Consider the following 16942-nt stretch of genomic DNA (forward strand, 5'->3'; position numbering starts at 1 on the left):
GAGTATATTTACAAGCGCCAATAAACAGGCAAATGATTGCCTAATAATCGCTCAAAAAATACACAAACGAAGAAATTTGCATCCGAATTAGTCATTTGCCCTATTACGAATCAAGCCCTCCTGCGCCACCGACGCAATCAGGACACCATCTCGCGTATAGAGGCTACCGCGCGTCAAACCTCGCGCGCCGGATGCGGATGGGCTGTCCTGTGTATAAAGGAGCCAGTCGTCGAGCTTGACCGGGCGATGGAACCACATGGAGTGATCGAGACTGGCGACCTGAATCGTCTGGTCGAAGATCGAGGTGCCGTGCGGATAAAGCGACGTGTCGAGCAGCGTCATGTCGGAGATATAGGCCAGCAGTGCCGCCTGGCAGTGCCAGTCGTCCGGAACGGCTCCGTTGGCGCGAACCCAGATATGCTGGAGCGGATCGAGCTTTTTGTCGGAGAAGTAGTGCGTGAGCGAGACGGGCCGGACCTCGATCGGCCGCTCACGTCCCCAATATCTGCGGATCGCCTCGGGTGCGTGCGCAAGATAGCGCTTCGCCATCTCGTTCTCGTCGATCAGCGTCTCGGGCATCGGCACGTCGGGCATGGCGGCCTGATGCTCGAAGCCGGGCTCGACGATCTGGAATGACGCCGAGAGCGCGAAGATCGCCTTGCCATGCTGGATGGCGGTGGCGCGACGGGTGTTGAAGCTCGATCCGTCACGGATGCGCTCGACCTGGTAAATGATAGGAACGGCCGGGTCTCCGGGCCGCATGAAATAGGCATGCAGCGAATGCACCATCCTCTCGGCTTCGACGGTGCGCTGCACCGCCATCAGCGCCTGCGCGATCACCTGCCCGCCGAACACTCGCTGCCAGCCGACCTGCGGGCTTGTACCGCGAAAGATATCGACCTCGATCGGCTCGAGATCGAGCGTCGCAAGCAGAGTTTCCATCGCGGTCGGCTTTTCGGTGTGGCGCGTCATTTTGTATGGCTCCAGCAGGTAGGAAGTGCGGTGATGATGATCTATATAGATCAATAGGATATTCTAAAAGAACGGGACGGGCGTTATGCGTGACATGCTTGTGGTTGGCGGGGGTTATGTCGGGCTCTCCATGGCTGTCGCGGTCAAGCAGGCGGCACCGCATCTTGATGTCGCGGTGGTCGAGGCAGCCCCCGCAGACGTCTGGCGCAAGGACCCACGCGCGTCCGCCATCATCGCCGCCGCCACCAAGATGCTCGACGTTTTCGGCATCTGGAACGAGATCGAGCCGACGGCACAGCCGATCACCAAGATGATCGTCACCGATTCCAAGACCTCCGATCCGGTCCGTCCTGTTTTCCTCACCTTCGACGGCGAGGTCGAGGACGGCAAGCCCTTCGCCCACATGATCCCGAATGTCGCGATGGTCGGCGCTCTGCGCGGCGCCTGCGAACGCCTCGGCATCGAGATCACCCACGGCCTTGGCGCCACCGGCCTGAAGACGCTGGACACCCACGCCGAAATCACGCTGTCGGATGGCAGCACGATCGAGACCAAACTCGTGGTCGCCTGCGATGGTGTGCGCTCGCACCTGCGCGATCTCGCGGGCATCAAGACGGTTCATTGGGAATACGGCCAGTCCGGCATCGTAACCACGGTTGAGCACGAACGCCCGCACAATGGCTGCGCCGAAGAGCACTTCCTGCCCTCAGGCCCCTTCGCCATCCTGCCGTTGAAGGACAACCGCTCCTCGCTGGTCTGGACCGAAACGACGGCGGATGCCAACCGGCTGGTTCGCTCCGACGACCTGATTTTCGAGGAAGAACTGGAGCGCCGCTTCGGCCACAAGCTCGGCGCGCTGAAGGTGGTGGGCGACAAGCGCGCCTTCCCGCTTGGCCTGACGCTGGCGCGCGCCTTCGTCGCCCCGCGCCTGGCGCTCGCCGGTGACGCCGCCCACGGCATCCACCCGATCTCCGGCCAGGGCCTCAATCTCGGCTTCAAGGATGTGGCGGCGCTCGCCGAAACCATCGTCGAAGCCGACCGCCTCGGCCTCGATATCGGCTCGATCAACATTCTCGAGCGCTATCAGGCCTGGCGCCGTTTCGACACCTTCCGCATGGGCGTGACGACGGATGTGCTGAACCGCCTGTTTTCCAACGACCTCGCACCGATCCGCATCGCCCGCGACTTCGGCCTCGGCCTCGTAGATCGCCTGCCGGGCCTCAAATCCTACTTCATCGGCCAGGCCGCCGGCACGACGGCAGCGGGCAACCCGCGCTTGCTGGCGGGCGAGGCGATCTAGAGCCTTTCCTGGTTAGCTTGAAGCATTCTGCCGGAGCAGGTTTTCGTCAGGGCAAAGGCGATTGGCGAAGGGCATACCCCAGGTACGGTCGAGCCGATCGCCTTTGATCCTGGCGGAAAGATGCCCGGCCCTAGCTGGTTTGCGAAGCAAACCACCGGGGTTGGCTGAAACGGGCCGTCTGATCGTTCGGCCGGCTTGGCCGTATGCTTTGGCTACGACGCGCGCCGGCCGAACGACCATCCGACTCCGTTTGAGCCAACAGAATGCTTCAATCTAGCCAGGAAAGGCTCTAGGGGCTTGATCTATTCCTCGATCTCGCGCGCTTCCGATACCAGCATGATCGGAATGCCGTCGCGGATCGGGTAGGCGAGCTTCGCCTTTTCGGAGACGAGCTCGTTGTGCTCGCGATCATAGGTGAGCCGCCCCTTGGTCAGCGGGCAGACCATCAGCTCCAGAAGCTTGGGATCGACGCGGCTCAGTTTTTCGTCCATGCGACCGCTTCTACTGCAAAATCGTATCCGAGTCACCGAAGACCCGGGCAAGGACGATCTCGGTGATGGCGATCAGCGTTTCGGCCCGCGTCTTCAGATCCGGCGCCTCGAGAAGCGCCTGTTTTTCCGCCGGGCCGAAGGGCGACATCATCGCCAGGGAATTGACCAGCGTCATGTTGCTGGCGCGCTCCACGCTCTCCCAGTCCGCCTCCAGCTTGTTGGCCTCGAGATAGGCCTTGAAGGCGGCGAGAAGGGCTGCGCGGTCGACCGCGTCCTCCTCGTTGCGTGCCGAGAGATCGGAGATGAACGGCGCGATGCGGAAGGTGCGGTATGGCTGGTGCGTGTCCTTTTCGTCGAGCAGACGGAAGCGGCAGACGCCGGTCAGCGATACGATGTAGCGACCGTCGCCGGTCTCGGCGAACGAGGTGATGCGCCCGACGCAGCCGACGGCGCTGAGATTGCCGTCGCTATTCTTGTCGTCGCTCTCGCCAAGCGCCGGCTGCACCATGCCGATCAGCCGGTTGCCTGATATCGCCGCGTCGAACATGGCGAGATAGCGGGGTTCGAAGATGTTGAGCGGGAGCTGACCGGTCGGAAGCAGCAGAGCGCCGGTCAAGGGGAAGACGGCGATCGTGTCAGGCACATCGCCGCTCTTCAGATATCGTGCATTCCCCACTTGCATCGGCACTCGTCCCGCATAATCGGCGGACCTAAACCACACGTCCGCATCTAAACGAATGTGGGGTACGCCATCGAAAACGCAAGGGTCGATGGCGGCAAACCGAAAGGCGAAATGTCGCTGATGCTTAAGAGAACAGCAGCGCCGAAAGCTTGCGCCGTCCCGAAACGCTGGCCGGATCCTTGAAGCCCCAGACCTCGAAGAACTGCAAAAGCTGGCGGCGCGCGCCGTCGTCGTCGAAGGTCCGGTCCTTGCGCATGATGTAAAGCAGGTGATCGGCCGCTTCCTCGCGTGCGCCCTCGACATTGCGGATCTTGGCGAGCTTCATGCGCGCCTCGTGATCGTCGGGGTTTGCGGCAAGCGCCTGTTCCAGAGCCACGGGATCGCCGAGTTTGCGGGCTTCCTCGATCTGCTCGAGCTTCTTCACCACCGCCTGGATCGCCGGATCGGCCGCCATCTCGTCGGGGAGTTCGTTCAGCGCCTCGCGCGCCCGCTCATGCTGGTTGGCTGAAATCATGCACTGCGCCATGCCGGCGAGCGCCTTGGCGTTGTCGGGATCGGCCTGCATGACGGCGCCGTAGAGCTGTGCGGCGCCATTGATGTCGCCGCTGGCGAGCAGACCATCGGCCTCGACAAGCACAGCCTCGATCTCGGCAGCCTGATCGGCACCCGCGGGACCGGCGACACGATCGATGAACTCACGGATCTGGCTTTCGGGCACCGCACCCATGAAACCATCGGCCGGACGACCGCCAACGAAGGCAATGACGGCAGGGATAGACTGGATGCCAAGCTGGCCGGCGATCGACGGATGGTCGTCGATATTCATCTTGACGAGCTTGACGCGCCCTTGAGCCTCGTTGACCACCTTTTCGATGACGGGGGTCAGCTGTTTGCACGGACCGCACCAGGGCGCCCAGAAATCGACGAGAACAGGCTGGTTGCGCGACTCCTCGATGACGTCCTTGCTGAAGGTCGCCGTCGTCGTATCCTTGATATAGCCGCCGGCGGACGCCATCGGCGCTGGCGCCACTGCCTGGGCGGGTGCCGCAGGCGCGCCGCCATAGCTCGCCGTTGCCGACATCTGGCCGAAGGAATTGCTGTAGGGATTGTCGTTGCCGCTCATGAGTATCTCCCGCCGCGCCGGTCAGCCGGCTTTTCTAGCGTTAAAATCGTATGTCAGGACGTCACTTTCAAGACAAGCGGCGTGTGACCGGTCGCTTCCATGAAGCGAACGAGGTCCGCACTTGCAATCGACGTGGTCGCGTCGTTGGACAGCGGATGGCAATTGATAATCTCGTCCTTCATGAGATCGGCATCAAGAACGAATGTGACCTTGTGGTCGGAATCATTGATCGCGCCGAACGCCGTGACCGAGCCCGGAATGACGCCCAGATACTCCATCAGCTTCTCCGGCTTGCCGAACGACACCTTGCTGGCGGCGCCGATCAGCGTGTGCACCGTCTTCAGGTCGACCGAGGCATTCTCCTCGACGGTAAGCAGGAAGAACTGGTCCTTCTTGTCCTTCACGAACAGGTTCTTCGTGTGACCGCCGGGAATCTCGTCGCGCAGCGCCACCGATTCGGCCACCGTGAACACCGGCGCATGCGTCTTGGTGCTGTGCTTGATGCCGAGCCCGTCGAGAAAGGCGTAGAGTTCGGTTGCGGTCTTCGGCGTCTTCTCGGTCATGGCTCGTTCCAGCACTCTATTGGGATAAGGCGCCCCCTGATTACGTCTCCCTCCCCTTTTTTGCAACGTGCCTATTCGCCGCTTTTCCCTGCATTTGCGGCATTTTAGCTGGGGCCGGGAAAGCTTTTCAAATTTTTCTTCGCCTTTCCGTCATTTCCCTGTTGCATTTGAAAATCGTTTGGGCGATATAGCGCCCGTCGCCGCAAGGTGGCGCCCACGGTCCTCCAAACTACCACAGGCCGTCGGGATTATGAGCGGGTGTAGCTCAGTGGTAGAGCACAACCTTGCCAAGGTTGGGGTCGAGGGTTCGAACCCCTTCGCCCGCTCCAAATCTTCCCAACCAGTTGATATATTGTAATTATACGATCGCCGATTGGCCGCATTGATCGACGCGTCCATAGGACCGAAGCGCGAAGCCGCACGCGCGACCGTCATCCTCGGGCTCGTCCCGAGGGTCTGAGCACGGTCCCTCTTGCTCAACATGAATGGACACCTGGCGCCCTGTTTTCGACAGTTGGGTGACGCTCGACGGCGAACACCGCCCCGTCGCAAACATCAGCACCGTTGAATTCGCGGAAACGTGCTTAGACCCTCGGCACAAGGCCGAGGGTGACGGTCGAGAGGGCAGATGCCATCCGTCTCAAGGCCGGAAACCAATCTCCTCTACGTCCCGCGATGCGCAACGCCCCAACCTCACCCCTCAAAAAACATTGATTTGCGCGTCGCACCTGCCCATGTTGAAGCAAGGGGCAGGATAACCGATTGGGCGGGAGAAGATGCTGCAACGGACCGAGGAAACAGATGCCGCGCTGGTCGACAGGCTGCAGCAGGCGGCGTTCAATTACTTCCTGAAACATTCCAACCCCGATAACGGGCTTGTCGCCGATACGTCGGTCGCAAACGTGCCCTGCAGCATCGCCGCCGTCGGCTTCGCGTTGTCGTCCTACACCGTCGCCGTCGAGCGCGGCTGGATGACCAGGGCGGACGCGATTTCACGCACCACGACGACGCTCTGCTTCTTCGCCAACGGCCACCAGGGCCGCGAGCGGCACGCGATCGGCTACAGGGGCTTCTTCTACCACTTCCTGCACATGGACACCGGCCACCGCGCCTGGAACAGCGAGCTATCGACCATCGACACGACGCTGCTCGTCGCCGGCGTGCTGACGGCAGCGGCCTATTTCGATGGTGACGACGAGGCCGAGACCGAGATCCGCCGGCTGTCGACGCTGATCTACGAGCGCATCGACTGGCATTGGGCGCTGAACAAGGGCGAGACCATCTGCATGGGCTGGAAGCCCTCAAGCGGCTTCCTGCGCTGGCGCTGGCAGGGCTATGACGAGGCGGTGCTGCTCTACACGCTGGCGCTCGCCTCGCCGACGCACCCGATCCCCCAATCGAGCTACGACGCCTTCACCTCGAGCTATTCCTGGATGCTCTTCGACGAGAAGTGCTATCTCTATGCCGGGCCCTTCTTCATCCACCTCTTCTCGCATGCCTGGATCGATTTTCGCGGCATCCGCGACAGGCCGATGACGGCGCGCGACAGCGATTATTTCCGCAACACCCAGATTTGCATCGAAGTGCAGCGCGACTACGCCGAGCGTAACCCCGGAAATTTCATCGGTTACTCCAGGGATATCTGGGGCCTGTCTGCCTCCGACGGTCCACCGCCGTCGCGCAGCCGTCATGGCGACCGGCGCCCGAGCGTGCTCGGCTATGCCGCCCGTGGCGCCCCGCTCGGCCCCGATGATGGAACGCTTGCGCCATGGTGCGCGCTTGCAGCCCTGCCCTATGACCGCGAGGCTGCGATCTCAGGCACGCGGGCGCTGCTCCAGGCCTATCCCGACCTCTGCTACGAGGGCCGTTTCCCCGGTGGCTTCAACCCATCCGTCAAGACGGCGGGACCGGAGGGCTGGGTAGACGACCGCTGCGTCGGTATCGACCAGGGGCTGCTCGTCATGTCGATCGAAAACGACCGCTCTGATTTCATCTGGAACCTGATGCGGAAGTCCGACGTTATCCGCACTGGCCTGGAACGCGCGGGCTTTACCGGCGGCTGGCTGGAAGACGAGGCGGAAGACGAAGAGCTCAAGATCGCCTGACAGCGTTTAGCGGATGGGCAAGCGCCGAGGGCACCCCTCAGCGCACGAAAACATGCGCCTTGCCGGCGATCTCGAGCCGCACCCGGTCGCCGCGGGAAGGCAGCGCCACGCTGGAGGTCTTGATGAGGATCGGCGGCAGCGCCACGCCGTCGAGCGAGACAGCAACCGTGCAGGTCGCGCCGCCGAAATCCACCTCGACGACACGCCCACCATAAGGCTGCTCGCTGCTGTCGGTGACGACGCGGATCTGTTCGGGCCGGAGCATGATCTCGACCTTGCCCTGATGCTGGCTGTCGACGGCGACGTGACCGAGCGCACAATCGGCATGGCCGTCGCGGATGATCGCCGGCAGCATCACGGCGTCGCCGAGAAACAGCGCCGTCTCGCGATCGCGCGGCGCAAGATAGAGCGATTGCGGTGATCCGGCCTGCACAAGCTTGCCATCGCGCAGAACGGCCACCTGATCGGCATAGGAGAGCGCCTCGGCTTGATCGTGGGTGACGAGAATGCTGGTGATGCCGGCCGCCTGCAGCACGCGGGCCACCGCCTTGCGCATGTTTTCGCGCAGGCCCGTGTCGAGTGCCGAGAAGGGCTCGTCGAGCAGCATCAGGCGTGGCTCGCGGCCGAGCGCGCGCGCCAGCGCCACGCGCTGCTGCTGGCCGCCGGAAAGCTGGTGTGGGCGGCGCGTCAGCATGCCGCGATCGAGCTCGACCATATCGAGCAGGTCCAACACCCGCTTGTCGCGGTTATCAGCGCCGCGGGCAATACCGAAGCCGATATTGCCGGCGACGTCGAGATGCGGAAACAGCGCGCCTTCCTGCGAGACGATACCGATGCCGCGCTTGTGCGCCGGCACCGCCGCCGGCCCGTCGGCCAGCAATTCGCCATCAAGCGTGACGCGCCCCTGATCCGGCTGCTCGAAGCCGGCGATAATGCGAAGCAGCGTCGTCTTGCCGGAACCGGACGGGCCGACCACGGCGGTGCGGCTGCCTGCCGTCACCTCAAGCGAGATGTTATCGAGCGCCTGTACCTGACCGTAACGCTTGCTGGCACCGTCTATCGTAAGCAGCGTCATTGTCCGGCAGTCCGTTTCGATTGAGCATGGAGAAGAAGGGTCAGCGGCAGTGAGAGCACGACCATCATGAAGGCGTAAGGCGCGGCGGCGACGTAATCGATCTCGCTGGTGAGCGACCAGAATTTCGTGGCCAGCGTCTCGACGCCGTTGGGCGAGAGCATCAGCGTCGCTGTCAGCTCGTTGGTGATCCCGAGCGCCACCAGCGCGATGCTGGCCGCCGCACCCGGCGCTGCAAGCCGCATGGTGATCTGCCGCACCGCCTGGCCCGGCGTGCGCCCAAGTGCCATCGCGGCGCGCTCCAGCTCCACCGGCGCCTGCGCGATGCTGGCACGAAGGCCGACCATGGCGCGCGGCAGGAAGAGCAGGATATAGGCGAGCAGCAGCGTCGCGAATGTCTGGTAGAGCGGCAGCACAAGACGCACGGTGATCGTCACCAGCGCCAGCGCCACGACCACGCCAGGCAGCGAGCCGACATAATAGTGGCAGGCTTCGAGCACTCGCTGCACGCGGCCCGGCGCGCGCACGGACAGCCACGCCATGGGCGCGGCGGCGATCGTCGCCAGAATACCGCCGGCAAGCGCCAGCACGATCGACTGCACGAAGGCATTGCCCACGTCGACCCGCCAGATGCCAGCGCCGCCGAGATAGAGCCAGCGCACCAGCGTGACGAAGGGAACGCCGAGCGTCAGCGCCGCGACGATGACGGGCAGAAGCACCGCCGGCACAGCGAACCAGCCGAGACGGCGGCGATCGGCCGGGCGCGCCGAGCCTGAGCCGACACGGGCATAGCGCTCATTGCCGCGCACCAGGACCTCGATGGCGAGCAGGAGCAGGCAGCAGGCGACCAGCACGCCACCGAGCATATTGGCGGCCGGGCTGTTATAGGCGGACTGGAACTGGTCAACGATCGCGGTCGCAAACGTGTCGAAGCGGATCATCACGAACAACCCATATTCCGACAGCAGGTGCAGCGCGATCAGCAGAGAGCCGCCGCAGATGGCGAGCCGAAGCTGCGGCAGGATGGTGCGGAAGAACACCGCCCAGGGTCCAAGCCCGAGCGAGGCAGCCGCATCCTCGATCGCCGGATCGAGCCGGCGAAGGGCCGCCGCGACGGGCAGGTAGAGGAACGGGTAATAGGCGAGCACCGAAACGAAGACGCCGCTCTGCAGCCCGCGCATGCCCGGCACCAGACTGACCCAGGCGTAGGAGTGCACGAAGGCAGGCACGGCGAGCGGCGCCACGGCCAACCAGGCCCAGAGCCGCGCGAAGGGGACATCGGTGCGCTCGGTGATCCAGGCAAGCGTTACCGCCAGCACGATCGACAGCGGCACTGTGATGACTTCGAGGGCGACGGTGTTGACGAGGAGATCGCCGACGCGCGGGCGAAACACCAGCTGCTTCACCGTTTCCCAGCCGACATCCACCGTAATCCAGCCGATGAAGCCGAGGGGAACGAGGCTGAACAGCGCGACGATTGCAGCGAAAAGCACGACGGGCGCATAAGGCATGCCCCGGCGCGGTCGCGCCAGTCCTGCCGCTGGCCGCGCCGTTGGCATATCGGAAGCAAGCAATCTGTTGTCCTGCAGCAAGGCCGCGCCTTTGACACGCTGAAAAAGGAAGGCAACCGTCTTTGAAAGACGGTTGCCGTGTATCGTCATGGCCTAAAGTTTTCTTGAGGCAAAAGCAACAGTTTTGCCCCGACCGCCGCGCTGCAGACCCTAGATCAACCCCGCCTCGGTGATCATCTCGACCACCTTCTTGCTGTTGAGCTGCGAGGCATCGACAACGGGCGCCTGCAGCTCGGCCATCGGCACGAGCTTGTCGTTGGAGGCGGCACCCTTGCCGACGGCGTATTCATAGGAGGTGCCGTTCTTCAGGATCGCCTGGCCGGTCTTGCCGGTGATGAACTTCAGGAACGCCTGCGCCTCCTTCTGATGCTGGCTCGACTTCAGGATACCGCCGCCCGACAGGCTGACGAAGGCGCCCGGATCCTGGTTCTTGAAGTAGTGAAGCGCGACGTTCTTGCTGTTTTCAGCTGTCGCCGCCTGATCGCCGAACCAGTAGTAATGATAGATGATCGCGCCATCGACCTCGCCCGCGTTGACCGCCTTCATGGCAACCGTGTTGCTCTTGTAGGAGGTGGCGTTTTCCTTCAGCGCCTTCAGCCATGCCGCCGTCGCTTCCTCGCCCTTCAGCTGCAGCAGCGCGCTGACGATCGCCTGGAAATCGGCGCCGACGGGGGCGGCACCCCAGCGGCCTTTCCAGGCCGGATCGGCGAGATCCATCATCGACTTCGGCAGTTTGTCCTCGGTGAGCTTGGTCTTGTCGTAGGCAAACACCGTCGAGCGCGCCGCGATGCCCGCCCACATGCCGTCCTTCGGGCGAAACTCTTCCGGAAGCTGGTCGAGCGTTGCCTTGTCGATCGGCGCGAACAGCCCGGCGGCATCGACCAGCGTCATCGCCGGCGAATTCTCGGTGAGGAACACGTCGGCGGGCGACGCCTCGTCTTCCTGGATGATCTGGTTGGCGAACTGCATGTCGCTTCCCTGGCGCATCGTCACCTTGATGCCGGTTTCCTTGGTGAAGGCATCCACCCACTCCATGCCGAGGCTCTGATGCTGGGCGTTGTAGACGACGATCCCCTCGGACTCATCTTCCTGCGCCTTGGCGCCCGAAGCGAGCGATGTCGCGGCAAGAAGCATGGCGCCGAGCGCTGCGGCCTGCGAGAGGCGATTAAGGGAGACGGTCATGATGCCCTCCATGGCATGTCATCTGCGATATCCATGATATTGCAGCGGTATATTTTCCTTGGCACCCGATTTCAAGTTTAGGCGACCCGTAGGCCATCACAAAGGCTTGAAATAATTGGAAAATACTTAGAATGATTCTAGCCGGCAGCAAAAAGGGCGGCAACGCCATCGCGCTCCCGCCCCTTAATCATCGCAGTCCTCAGACGCTTATTCGACGTCGAACTTCACGCCCTGCGCCAATGGCAGCGTCTTGCCGTAGTTGATCGTGTTGGTGGTACGGCGCATGTAGGCGCGCCATGCGTCGGAGCCGGATTCGCGGCCGCCGCCGGTTTCCTTCTCGCCGCCGAACGCGCCGCCGATCTCGGCGCCCGATGGGCCGAGATTGACGTTGGCGATGCCGCAATCCGAACCGCGCGCCGAGACGAAGGTTTCGGCCTCGCGCATGTCATTGGTGAAGATCGACGACGACAGGCCCTGCGGCACGGCATTGTGGTCTTCGAGCACCGCGTCGAAATCGCTGTACTTCATGACGTAGAGGATCGGCGCGAAGGTCTCGTTCTCGACCGGACCCGTCTGCGCGGGCATTTCGACCAGCGCCGGGCGCACGTAAAAGGCGTCGGAGGCACCGTTTTCGACACGCTCGCCACCGGTAACCTTGCCGCCTGCGGCCTTCGCCTGCTCCAGCGCCGACTGCATGTTTCTGTAAGCTTGGCTGTCGATCAGCGGACCGACCAGCGTGCCCGCTTCCAGAGGATTGCCGATGCTGACGGAGCCGTAGGCCTTCTGCAGGCGCGGAACCAGCGCGTCGTAGACGCTCTCATGCACGAACAGACGGCGCAGCGTGGTGCAGCGCTGGCCGGCGGTGCCCATGGCCGAGAAGGCCACGCCGCGGAGCGTCAGGTCGAGATCGGCCGTCGGGCAGATGATCGCGGCGTTGTTGCCGCCGAGTTCGAGGATGGCGCGGGCAAAGCGCTGCGACAGGCGCGGACCGACGGCGCGGCCCATGGCAGTGGAGCCGGTGGCCGACACCAGCGGCACCTTCGGATGATCGACCAGCGCCTCGCCGACATCGCGGCCGCCGATCAGAAGCGTCGAGAGATTGGCCGGCGCCGTGCCGCCTTCGGCGACAAAGCGTTTCAGCGCCTTTTCGAACAGCGCCTGCGTGGCAAGTGCGGTCAACGGTGTCTTTTCGGACGGCTTCCAGACGGTGGAATTGCCGCAGACCAGCGCCAGCGCCGCATTCCACGACCATACGGCGACGGGGAAATTGAAGGCCGAGATGATGCCGACGACGCCGAGCGGGTGCCAGCTTTCCATCATCCGGTGCTCGGAACGCTCGGTGGCGATCGTCAGGCCGTAGAGCTGGCGCGAAAGGCCGACGGCGAAATCGCAGATGTCGATCATTTCCTGCACTTCGCCGAGACCTTCGGAGGTGATCTTGCCGACCTCGATCGACACCAGCCGGCCGAGCTCGGCCTTGGCCGCGCGCAGCTCCTCGCCGAGCAGGCGCACGAGCTCGCCGCGCTTAGGCGCCGGAACGGCGCGCCATTCGAGAAACGCTTTGTGGGCGTTATCGATCGCGGTCTTGGCGTCGGCGACCGACACTTCCTTCAGCGCGCCGATTTCCTTGCCTGTCACGGGCGACGTCACCCGCAGCGTGCCGCCGGTGAAGCGGTCGGCGCTGACGCCGAGCTTGGCAAGCAGGGTCTTGGTTTCGGTGGCGAGATCGAGCGTTTCGATGGTCATTGTCGTGGTTCCAACCTTATTGTTCTTAGAAGCGGGCATCGGCGAAGTGGGCGACCTGGGCGCCGGCTTCGTACCATAATTCCTTGGCGGCGCGGAAGCGCGGCTCGGCGGGATCAGTCAGCGGCAGCGGCAAGTCGGCCTCGCTCATCTCGCCCAGAATATGGCGGGCAAGCGTGCGGCCGAACACCGTTCCCGGCGCGATCCCCCGGCCATTATAGCCGGAAAAGCCGACGACGTTGTCGGCGAACTTGTGAAAGCGTGGCAGCGCATTGTCGGTCATGCCGATCTTGCCGTACCACTCGCATTCGAACTCGACATCGCCAAGCTGCGGGAAGAGCTTCTTCAGCGCGCGTCGCGCCCAGCCCTTGTGGACGGAAAGCCCTGTGTTGCGCAGCGCGCCCACGCTGCCGAACACCAACCGGCCGGCCTGGTCCATGCGGTAGGAGGAGAGAATTTCCTTGGTGTCCCAGACGCCCTCGCGGCCAGCCAGGATCGATTTGCGCAGATTGTCACCGAGTGGCCGGGTCGCCAGGTTGAAATAGGGCAGATGCACCTGCTCGATGCGCACCTGCTCCCAGGGGCCGGTGCTGTAGGCATCCGTCGAAACGATGATCCAGTCGGCAGTGACCGAACCCTTCGACGTCTTCACCGTCCAGCGCTTGCCGTTTCTCTCGGTGGCGATGACGGGGCTCGACGTATGCAGCGCAACGCCGGCCTTGACGGCGGCGTGCGCGAGGCCGCGCGCATAGGCGAGCGGCTGCAGCGTGCCGGCGCGCATGTCGAGCAGCGATCCGGTATAGGCGTGGCTGCCCACCCGCCGCGCCGTCTCGGCGGCGTCGAGCAATCTGACATTGGCACCGCGCGCCGCCCACTGGCTGGCGCGATCGGTGATTTCCTTGAGGCCATCGGCGCCGACGGCCACATGCAGCGTGCCGTTGCGCTCGAGCTCGCAGGCGATCTTGTGCTTGTCGATCAGCTCCATCACCAGCTTCGGCGCATTGCCGAGCAGGTCGAGCAGGCGCTCGCCATAGACGGGGCCGAGAACGCCGGGAAGATCGTCGGGCATCACCCACATGCCGGCATTGATCAGCCCGACATTGCGCCCCGCGCCGCCGAAACCAACCTCGTTGGCCTCGAGCAGCACCACCGACTTGCCGGCTTCCGCCAGATGCAGGCTGGACGACAGCCCGGTATAGCCGCCGCCGACCACGACGATATCGGCGGTCACCGCGCCCGAAAGCGGCACCGTTGCCGGCGGCTGCGGCGCGGTCTTTTCCCAGAGGCCGTGGGAGCGCGGATCATTCAGCATCGGAGAGCTCCGTTCGCGGATATCAGGCAACGTTGCTCAGGCGCAGGCCGGAAAGCCCGAGCAGATCGATCGCCGCCTCCAGCGAGCGTGCCTGACGTTCCGCGTAGAGGTCAAGCTCATCCGTGACGGTCGCGCCGAGCGCCTCCTCGAAGGCCGAGCGGTTGGACCGGGTCGCGTAATTCTGCTGCTGGTCCGTGCCGAGGTTCGACTGGAAGATCCCTGCGGCACTGACGGGCAGGAAGTCCTCGTAGACGATGGGATCGAAGGTGAGATAACCCAGCTCGATCAGCGCCTCGGCATCGTCAGGCAGCGCGCCATCGACGGCGGCGGCAATACCCTTGGGCGTCGCGGAATAGTGGAAGAAGGCCAGCTGCTCGGCCCGAAGCGCCGCCCAGCTATCCGGCAGTTCGCGGAACCGCTCGGCAAGCTCGCTGTCGTAATCGCCGGCCTTGGCGCCGCCCGCACCGACCTGCACCTCGCCGCGAACCGAGGCCAGCAGCCGGTCGTAGAGCGCGCGGCCCTTCGCCGTCAGCGCCACGCCGCGCTGCTCGATCTCGCCGAAGCGGGCCGTATGCGTACCCTTCGTGGCACCGGCCTCCCCGGCAAAGGCGATCGCCTCTTCCAGCGCCTTGAAGCTGGTCTGGCGCAGCAGGATGTCGCAAGCCCGGCGCGGCGGCCCTTCGATGACGGCCTTCGGCGTGATGCCGCGCTCCGGCATGCGGGCCTGCACGGCGTCGATATCCAGCGTGCGCGGGGTCAGGTGGTTGATATGCGGCCCCTTGAAGGAGACGACGTCGGCGATCAGCCGGTGCGCGTCGTGCAGGCGCTTGTAGGTCTCGGCGGTCACGGTCGCCTCGCCATGCCAGCGGAAGGTCTCCAGCGCCTCGGCGACGAACTCCTGCCCTTCCGCTTCCGTCAGCCCGCCGGCCTCTTCATGACGCTCGATCAGCTGGATGGCGCGCTCGGTATAGATGCGGCGCTTCGACAGGATATCGGCGGCCTCGGCGCGCAGAGCTTCATCCTCGATCAGCTCGAGCCTGAGCAGCGAGGTGAAGACCCGGAACGGATTGACGCTGAGGGCGGCCTGGTCGACCGGGCGGAAGCAGGTGGAATGAACAGGCACGCCGGCCACCGAGAGATCGTAATAGCCGACCGATTGCATGCCCATGACCGCGAAGAGGCGGCGGATGGTGAAAAGCTCTTCGGGAGTGCCGAGACGGATGGCGCCGTGGCGCTCGACATCGATGCGCTCCAGCTCGCCGGCCCGCGTCAGGCGCTCGCGCAGCGCATTGTCCTTGGCCAGCACCTCGGCATTGACGTCGGAAACCAGTTCCAGCAGCGTTCCGTATTGCGGCACCTCGGCGCGATACATCCGCGACATCGCTTCGGTGAACAGCGAACGGATGCGGTCTGTGGAAACGAAGCCTGCCATGATAGAAATCCCCACGTTCATTCCGATTATGATTAGTGCAGCTATTTACAAGCGCCCGAAAGCCATAAATATCGACATTTCGGAAATAGCTCATTCTGAAATGGAATGACCCATGCTGACGTCAAGGCGTTTTCTACCCTCCACCGCGCTGCTTTCCGCCTTCGAGGCGGTATCGCGCACCGGCAGTGTCACGGCCGCCGCCAAGGAACTCGACCTGACGCAAAGCGCCGTCAGCCGCCAGATCAAGACGCTGGAGGAGCAGCTCGGCGTCGAGCTCTTCATTCGCGAGCGCCAGACGGTGCGCCTGACGCTTGCCGGCGACGGCTATGCCCGCGAGATCCGCGAGGCGCTGCGGCGCATCTCCAGCGCCTCCTTGAACCTGCGCGCCAATCCGCACGGCGGCACGCTCAACCTGGCCATATTGCCGACCTTCGGCACCCGTTGGCTGGCGCCGCGCCTCGGCCGCTTCCTCGCCGCCAATCCGGGCGTTACCATCAACCTCGTCACCCGCCTCTCCTCCTTTGATTTTCGGCTCGATTCGATCGACGCCGCCATTCATTTCGGCCATCCGCTCTGGCCGGGCGCGGAGCTGACCTTCCTGATGTCGGAAAAGACCGTGCCCGCCTGCAGCCCCGATTTCCGCGACCGCTACGGCATCAGCCAGCCATCCGACCTCGTCGACGTCCCGCTGCTGCATCTGACCACCCGCCCAGATGCCTGGGAACAATGGTTCGCCGACAACGAAGTGCCGCCGCAGGCCGTCCACGGCATGCTCTTCGACCAGTTCGCGACTGCAGCCCAGGCGGCGATCGCCGGCCTCGGCGTGGCATTGTTGCCGGCCTTCCTCATCCAGGACGAGCTGAAGCGCGGCGATCTCGTGGCATCGGTCAATCGCGAGATGGAGAGCAAGGAACGCTACTATCTGGCCTTTCCCGCCGAACGCGCCGACTACGCCCCGCTCGCAGCCTTCCGCGACTGGATCGTCCGCGAAGCCGCCGGTTGACGGAACCGCTTGCGCCCCACCCGTCGTTTCGCGCATTATGCGCGGCAACAGAATTCGATGCAGGAAATTCCCATGAAGCCGATCTTCGTCCAGCTCCAATGCGCCCCCGGCAAGACCTACGAGGTCGCCGACGCCATCTACAAGACCGAACGCGTCTCGGAGCTCTATTCGACCAGCGGCGATTACGACCTGCTTCTCAAAGTCTATATCCAGGAAGGCGAGGACATCGGTAAATTCGTTAACGATCAGATCGCCAGCATTCCCGGCATTGTCCGCTCGCTGACGACGCTGACCTTCCGGGCATTTTAAGCCCGTAGTGACGGTCGGTTAACTCTTCGCCAAAGCAAATCCCCGAAGCCGCGGACATTTAACGCCGCCTTAACGCAGCCCG

Annotated in this window: 15 protein-coding genes and 1 tRNA gene; 5 read left to right on the forward strand and 11 right to left on the reverse strand. The window is 63.8% G+C overall.

The genetic code is table 11. The features are described 5' to 3' along the window. Positions 1-87 precede the first annotated feature (87 nt). Positions 88-972 carry an acyl-CoA thioesterase II gene (tesB, locus tag J5286_RS20765; RefSeq protein WP_209191936.1) on the reverse strand — a complete coding sequence of 295 codons (885 nt, stop codon included), beginning with the start codon at positions 970-972 and terminating at the stop codon, positions 88-90. A gap of 85 nt (positions 973-1057) precedes the next feature. Between tesB and J5286_RS20770 the strand changes: the two genes are divergently transcribed. Continuing rightward, positions 1058-2272, forward strand: coding sequence for a ubiquinone biosynthesis hydroxylase (locus J5286_RS20770; protein WP_112982808.1), 1215 nt, complete (start codon positions 1058-1060; stop codon positions 2270-2272). A gap of 302 nt (positions 2273-2574) precedes the next feature. Here J5286_RS20770 and J5286_RS20775 read toward each other — a convergent pair whose 3' ends face one another. The 4 genes from J5286_RS20775 to J5286_RS20790 form a co-directional block, all read right to left on the reverse strand. Next, positions 2575-2763 (reverse strand): Trm112 family protein, encoded by a 189-nt coding sequence (locus J5286_RS20775; RefSeq protein WP_018901898.1) that lies wholly within the window; start codon positions 2761-2763, stop codon positions 2575-2577. A gap of 10 nt (positions 2764-2773) precedes the next feature. Further along, positions 2774-3445, reverse strand: a complete 672-nt coding sequence (locus J5286_RS20780; RefSeq protein WP_112941062.1) for an LON peptidase substrate-binding domain-containing protein — start codon at positions 3443-3445, stop codon at positions 2774-2776. Positions 3446-3569: 124 nt separating this feature from the next. Next, positions 3570-4568 carry a thioredoxin gene (gene trxA / locus J5286_RS20785; protein WP_209191937.1) on the reverse strand — a complete coding sequence of 333 codons (999 nt, stop codon included), beginning with the start codon at positions 4566-4568 and terminating at the stop codon, positions 3570-3572. 53 nt (positions 4569-4621) lie between these two features. Beyond that, positions 4622-5131 (reverse strand): prolyl-tRNA synthetase associated domain-containing protein, encoded by a 510-nt coding sequence (locus J5286_RS20790; protein WP_111562633.1) that lies wholly within the window; start codon positions 5129-5131, stop codon positions 4622-4624. Between the two features lie 254 nt (positions 5132-5385). Here J5286_RS20790 and J5286_RS20795 point away from each other — a divergent pair. Together J5286_RS20795 and J5286_RS20800 are read left to right on the forward strand one after the other, a co-directional pair. Then, a tRNA-Gly gene (locus tag J5286_RS20795) sits at positions 5386-5460 on the forward strand. A gap of 447 nt (positions 5461-5907) precedes the next feature. Beyond that, complete coding sequence (locus J5286_RS20800; protein ID WP_209191938.1) at positions 5908-7236, forward strand: glucoamylase family protein; 1329 nt, start codon at positions 5908-5910, stop codon at positions 7234-7236. A gap of 37 nt (positions 7237-7273) precedes the next feature. Here J5286_RS20800 and J5286_RS20805 read toward each other — a convergent pair whose 3' ends face one another. From J5286_RS20805 to hglS, 6 genes are all read right to left on the reverse strand, one after another. Next, positions 7274-8311, reverse strand: coding sequence for an ABC transporter ATP-binding protein (locus J5286_RS20805; RefSeq protein WP_209191939.1), 1038 nt, complete (start codon positions 8309-8311; stop codon positions 7274-7276). Continuing rightward, on the reverse strand, positions 8308-9969 hold the full coding sequence (locus J5286_RS20810) for an ABC transporter permease (RefSeq protein WP_112533273.1): 1662 nt from the start codon (positions 9967-9969) through the stop codon (positions 8308-8310). Before J5286_RS20810 ends, J5286_RS20805 begins: the two co-directional genes overlap by 4 nt. 60 nt (positions 9970-10029) lie before the next feature. After that, on the reverse strand, positions 10030-11061 hold the full coding sequence (locus tag J5286_RS20815; RefSeq protein WP_209191940.1) for an iron ABC transporter substrate-binding protein: 1032 nt from the start codon (positions 11059-11061) through the stop codon (positions 10030-10032). A gap of 207 nt (positions 11062-11268) precedes the next feature. Beyond that, positions 11269-12807: an L-piperidine-6-carboxylate dehydrogenase gene (gene amaB / locus J5286_RS20820; protein WP_209191941.1), complete on the reverse strand. Its 1539-nt coding sequence runs from the start codon at positions 12805-12807 to the stop codon at positions 11269-11271. A gap of 25 nt (positions 12808-12832) precedes the next feature. Continuing rightward, entirely contained in the window at positions 12833-14116 is a 1284-nt protein-coding gene (locus J5286_RS20825) for an NAD(P)/FAD-dependent oxidoreductase (RefSeq protein ID WP_209191942.1), read from the reverse strand. Between the two features lie 22 nt (positions 14117-14138). Next, entirely contained in the window at positions 14139-15548 is a 1410-nt protein-coding gene (gene hglS / locus J5286_RS20830; protein WP_245206352.1) for a 2-oxoadipate dioxygenase/decarboxylase HglS, read from the reverse strand. A 112-nt stretch (positions 15549-15660) separates the two neighbouring features. On the opposite strand from hglS, the gene J5286_RS20835 reads away from it, so the two are divergent. Both J5286_RS20835 and J5286_RS20840 read left to right on the forward strand, forming a co-directional pair. After that, entirely contained in the window at positions 15661-16551 is an 891-nt protein-coding gene (locus J5286_RS20835) for a LysR family transcriptional regulator (protein WP_209191944.1), read from the forward strand. Between the two features lie 72 nt (positions 16552-16623). Continuing rightward, the gene (locus J5286_RS20840; protein ID WP_112425684.1) at positions 16624-16860 is read left to right on the forward strand and encodes an Lrp/AsnC ligand binding domain-containing protein; all 237 of its coding nucleotides are present in this window, start codon (positions 16624-16626) and stop codon (positions 16858-16860) included. Positions 16861-16942: the final 82 nt, after the last annotated feature.

It is taken from the genome of Rhizobium sp. 16-488-2b (assembly GCF_017741815.1).
GTDB lineage: Bacteria > Pseudomonadota > Alphaproteobacteria > Rhizobiales > Rhizobiaceae > Rhizobium.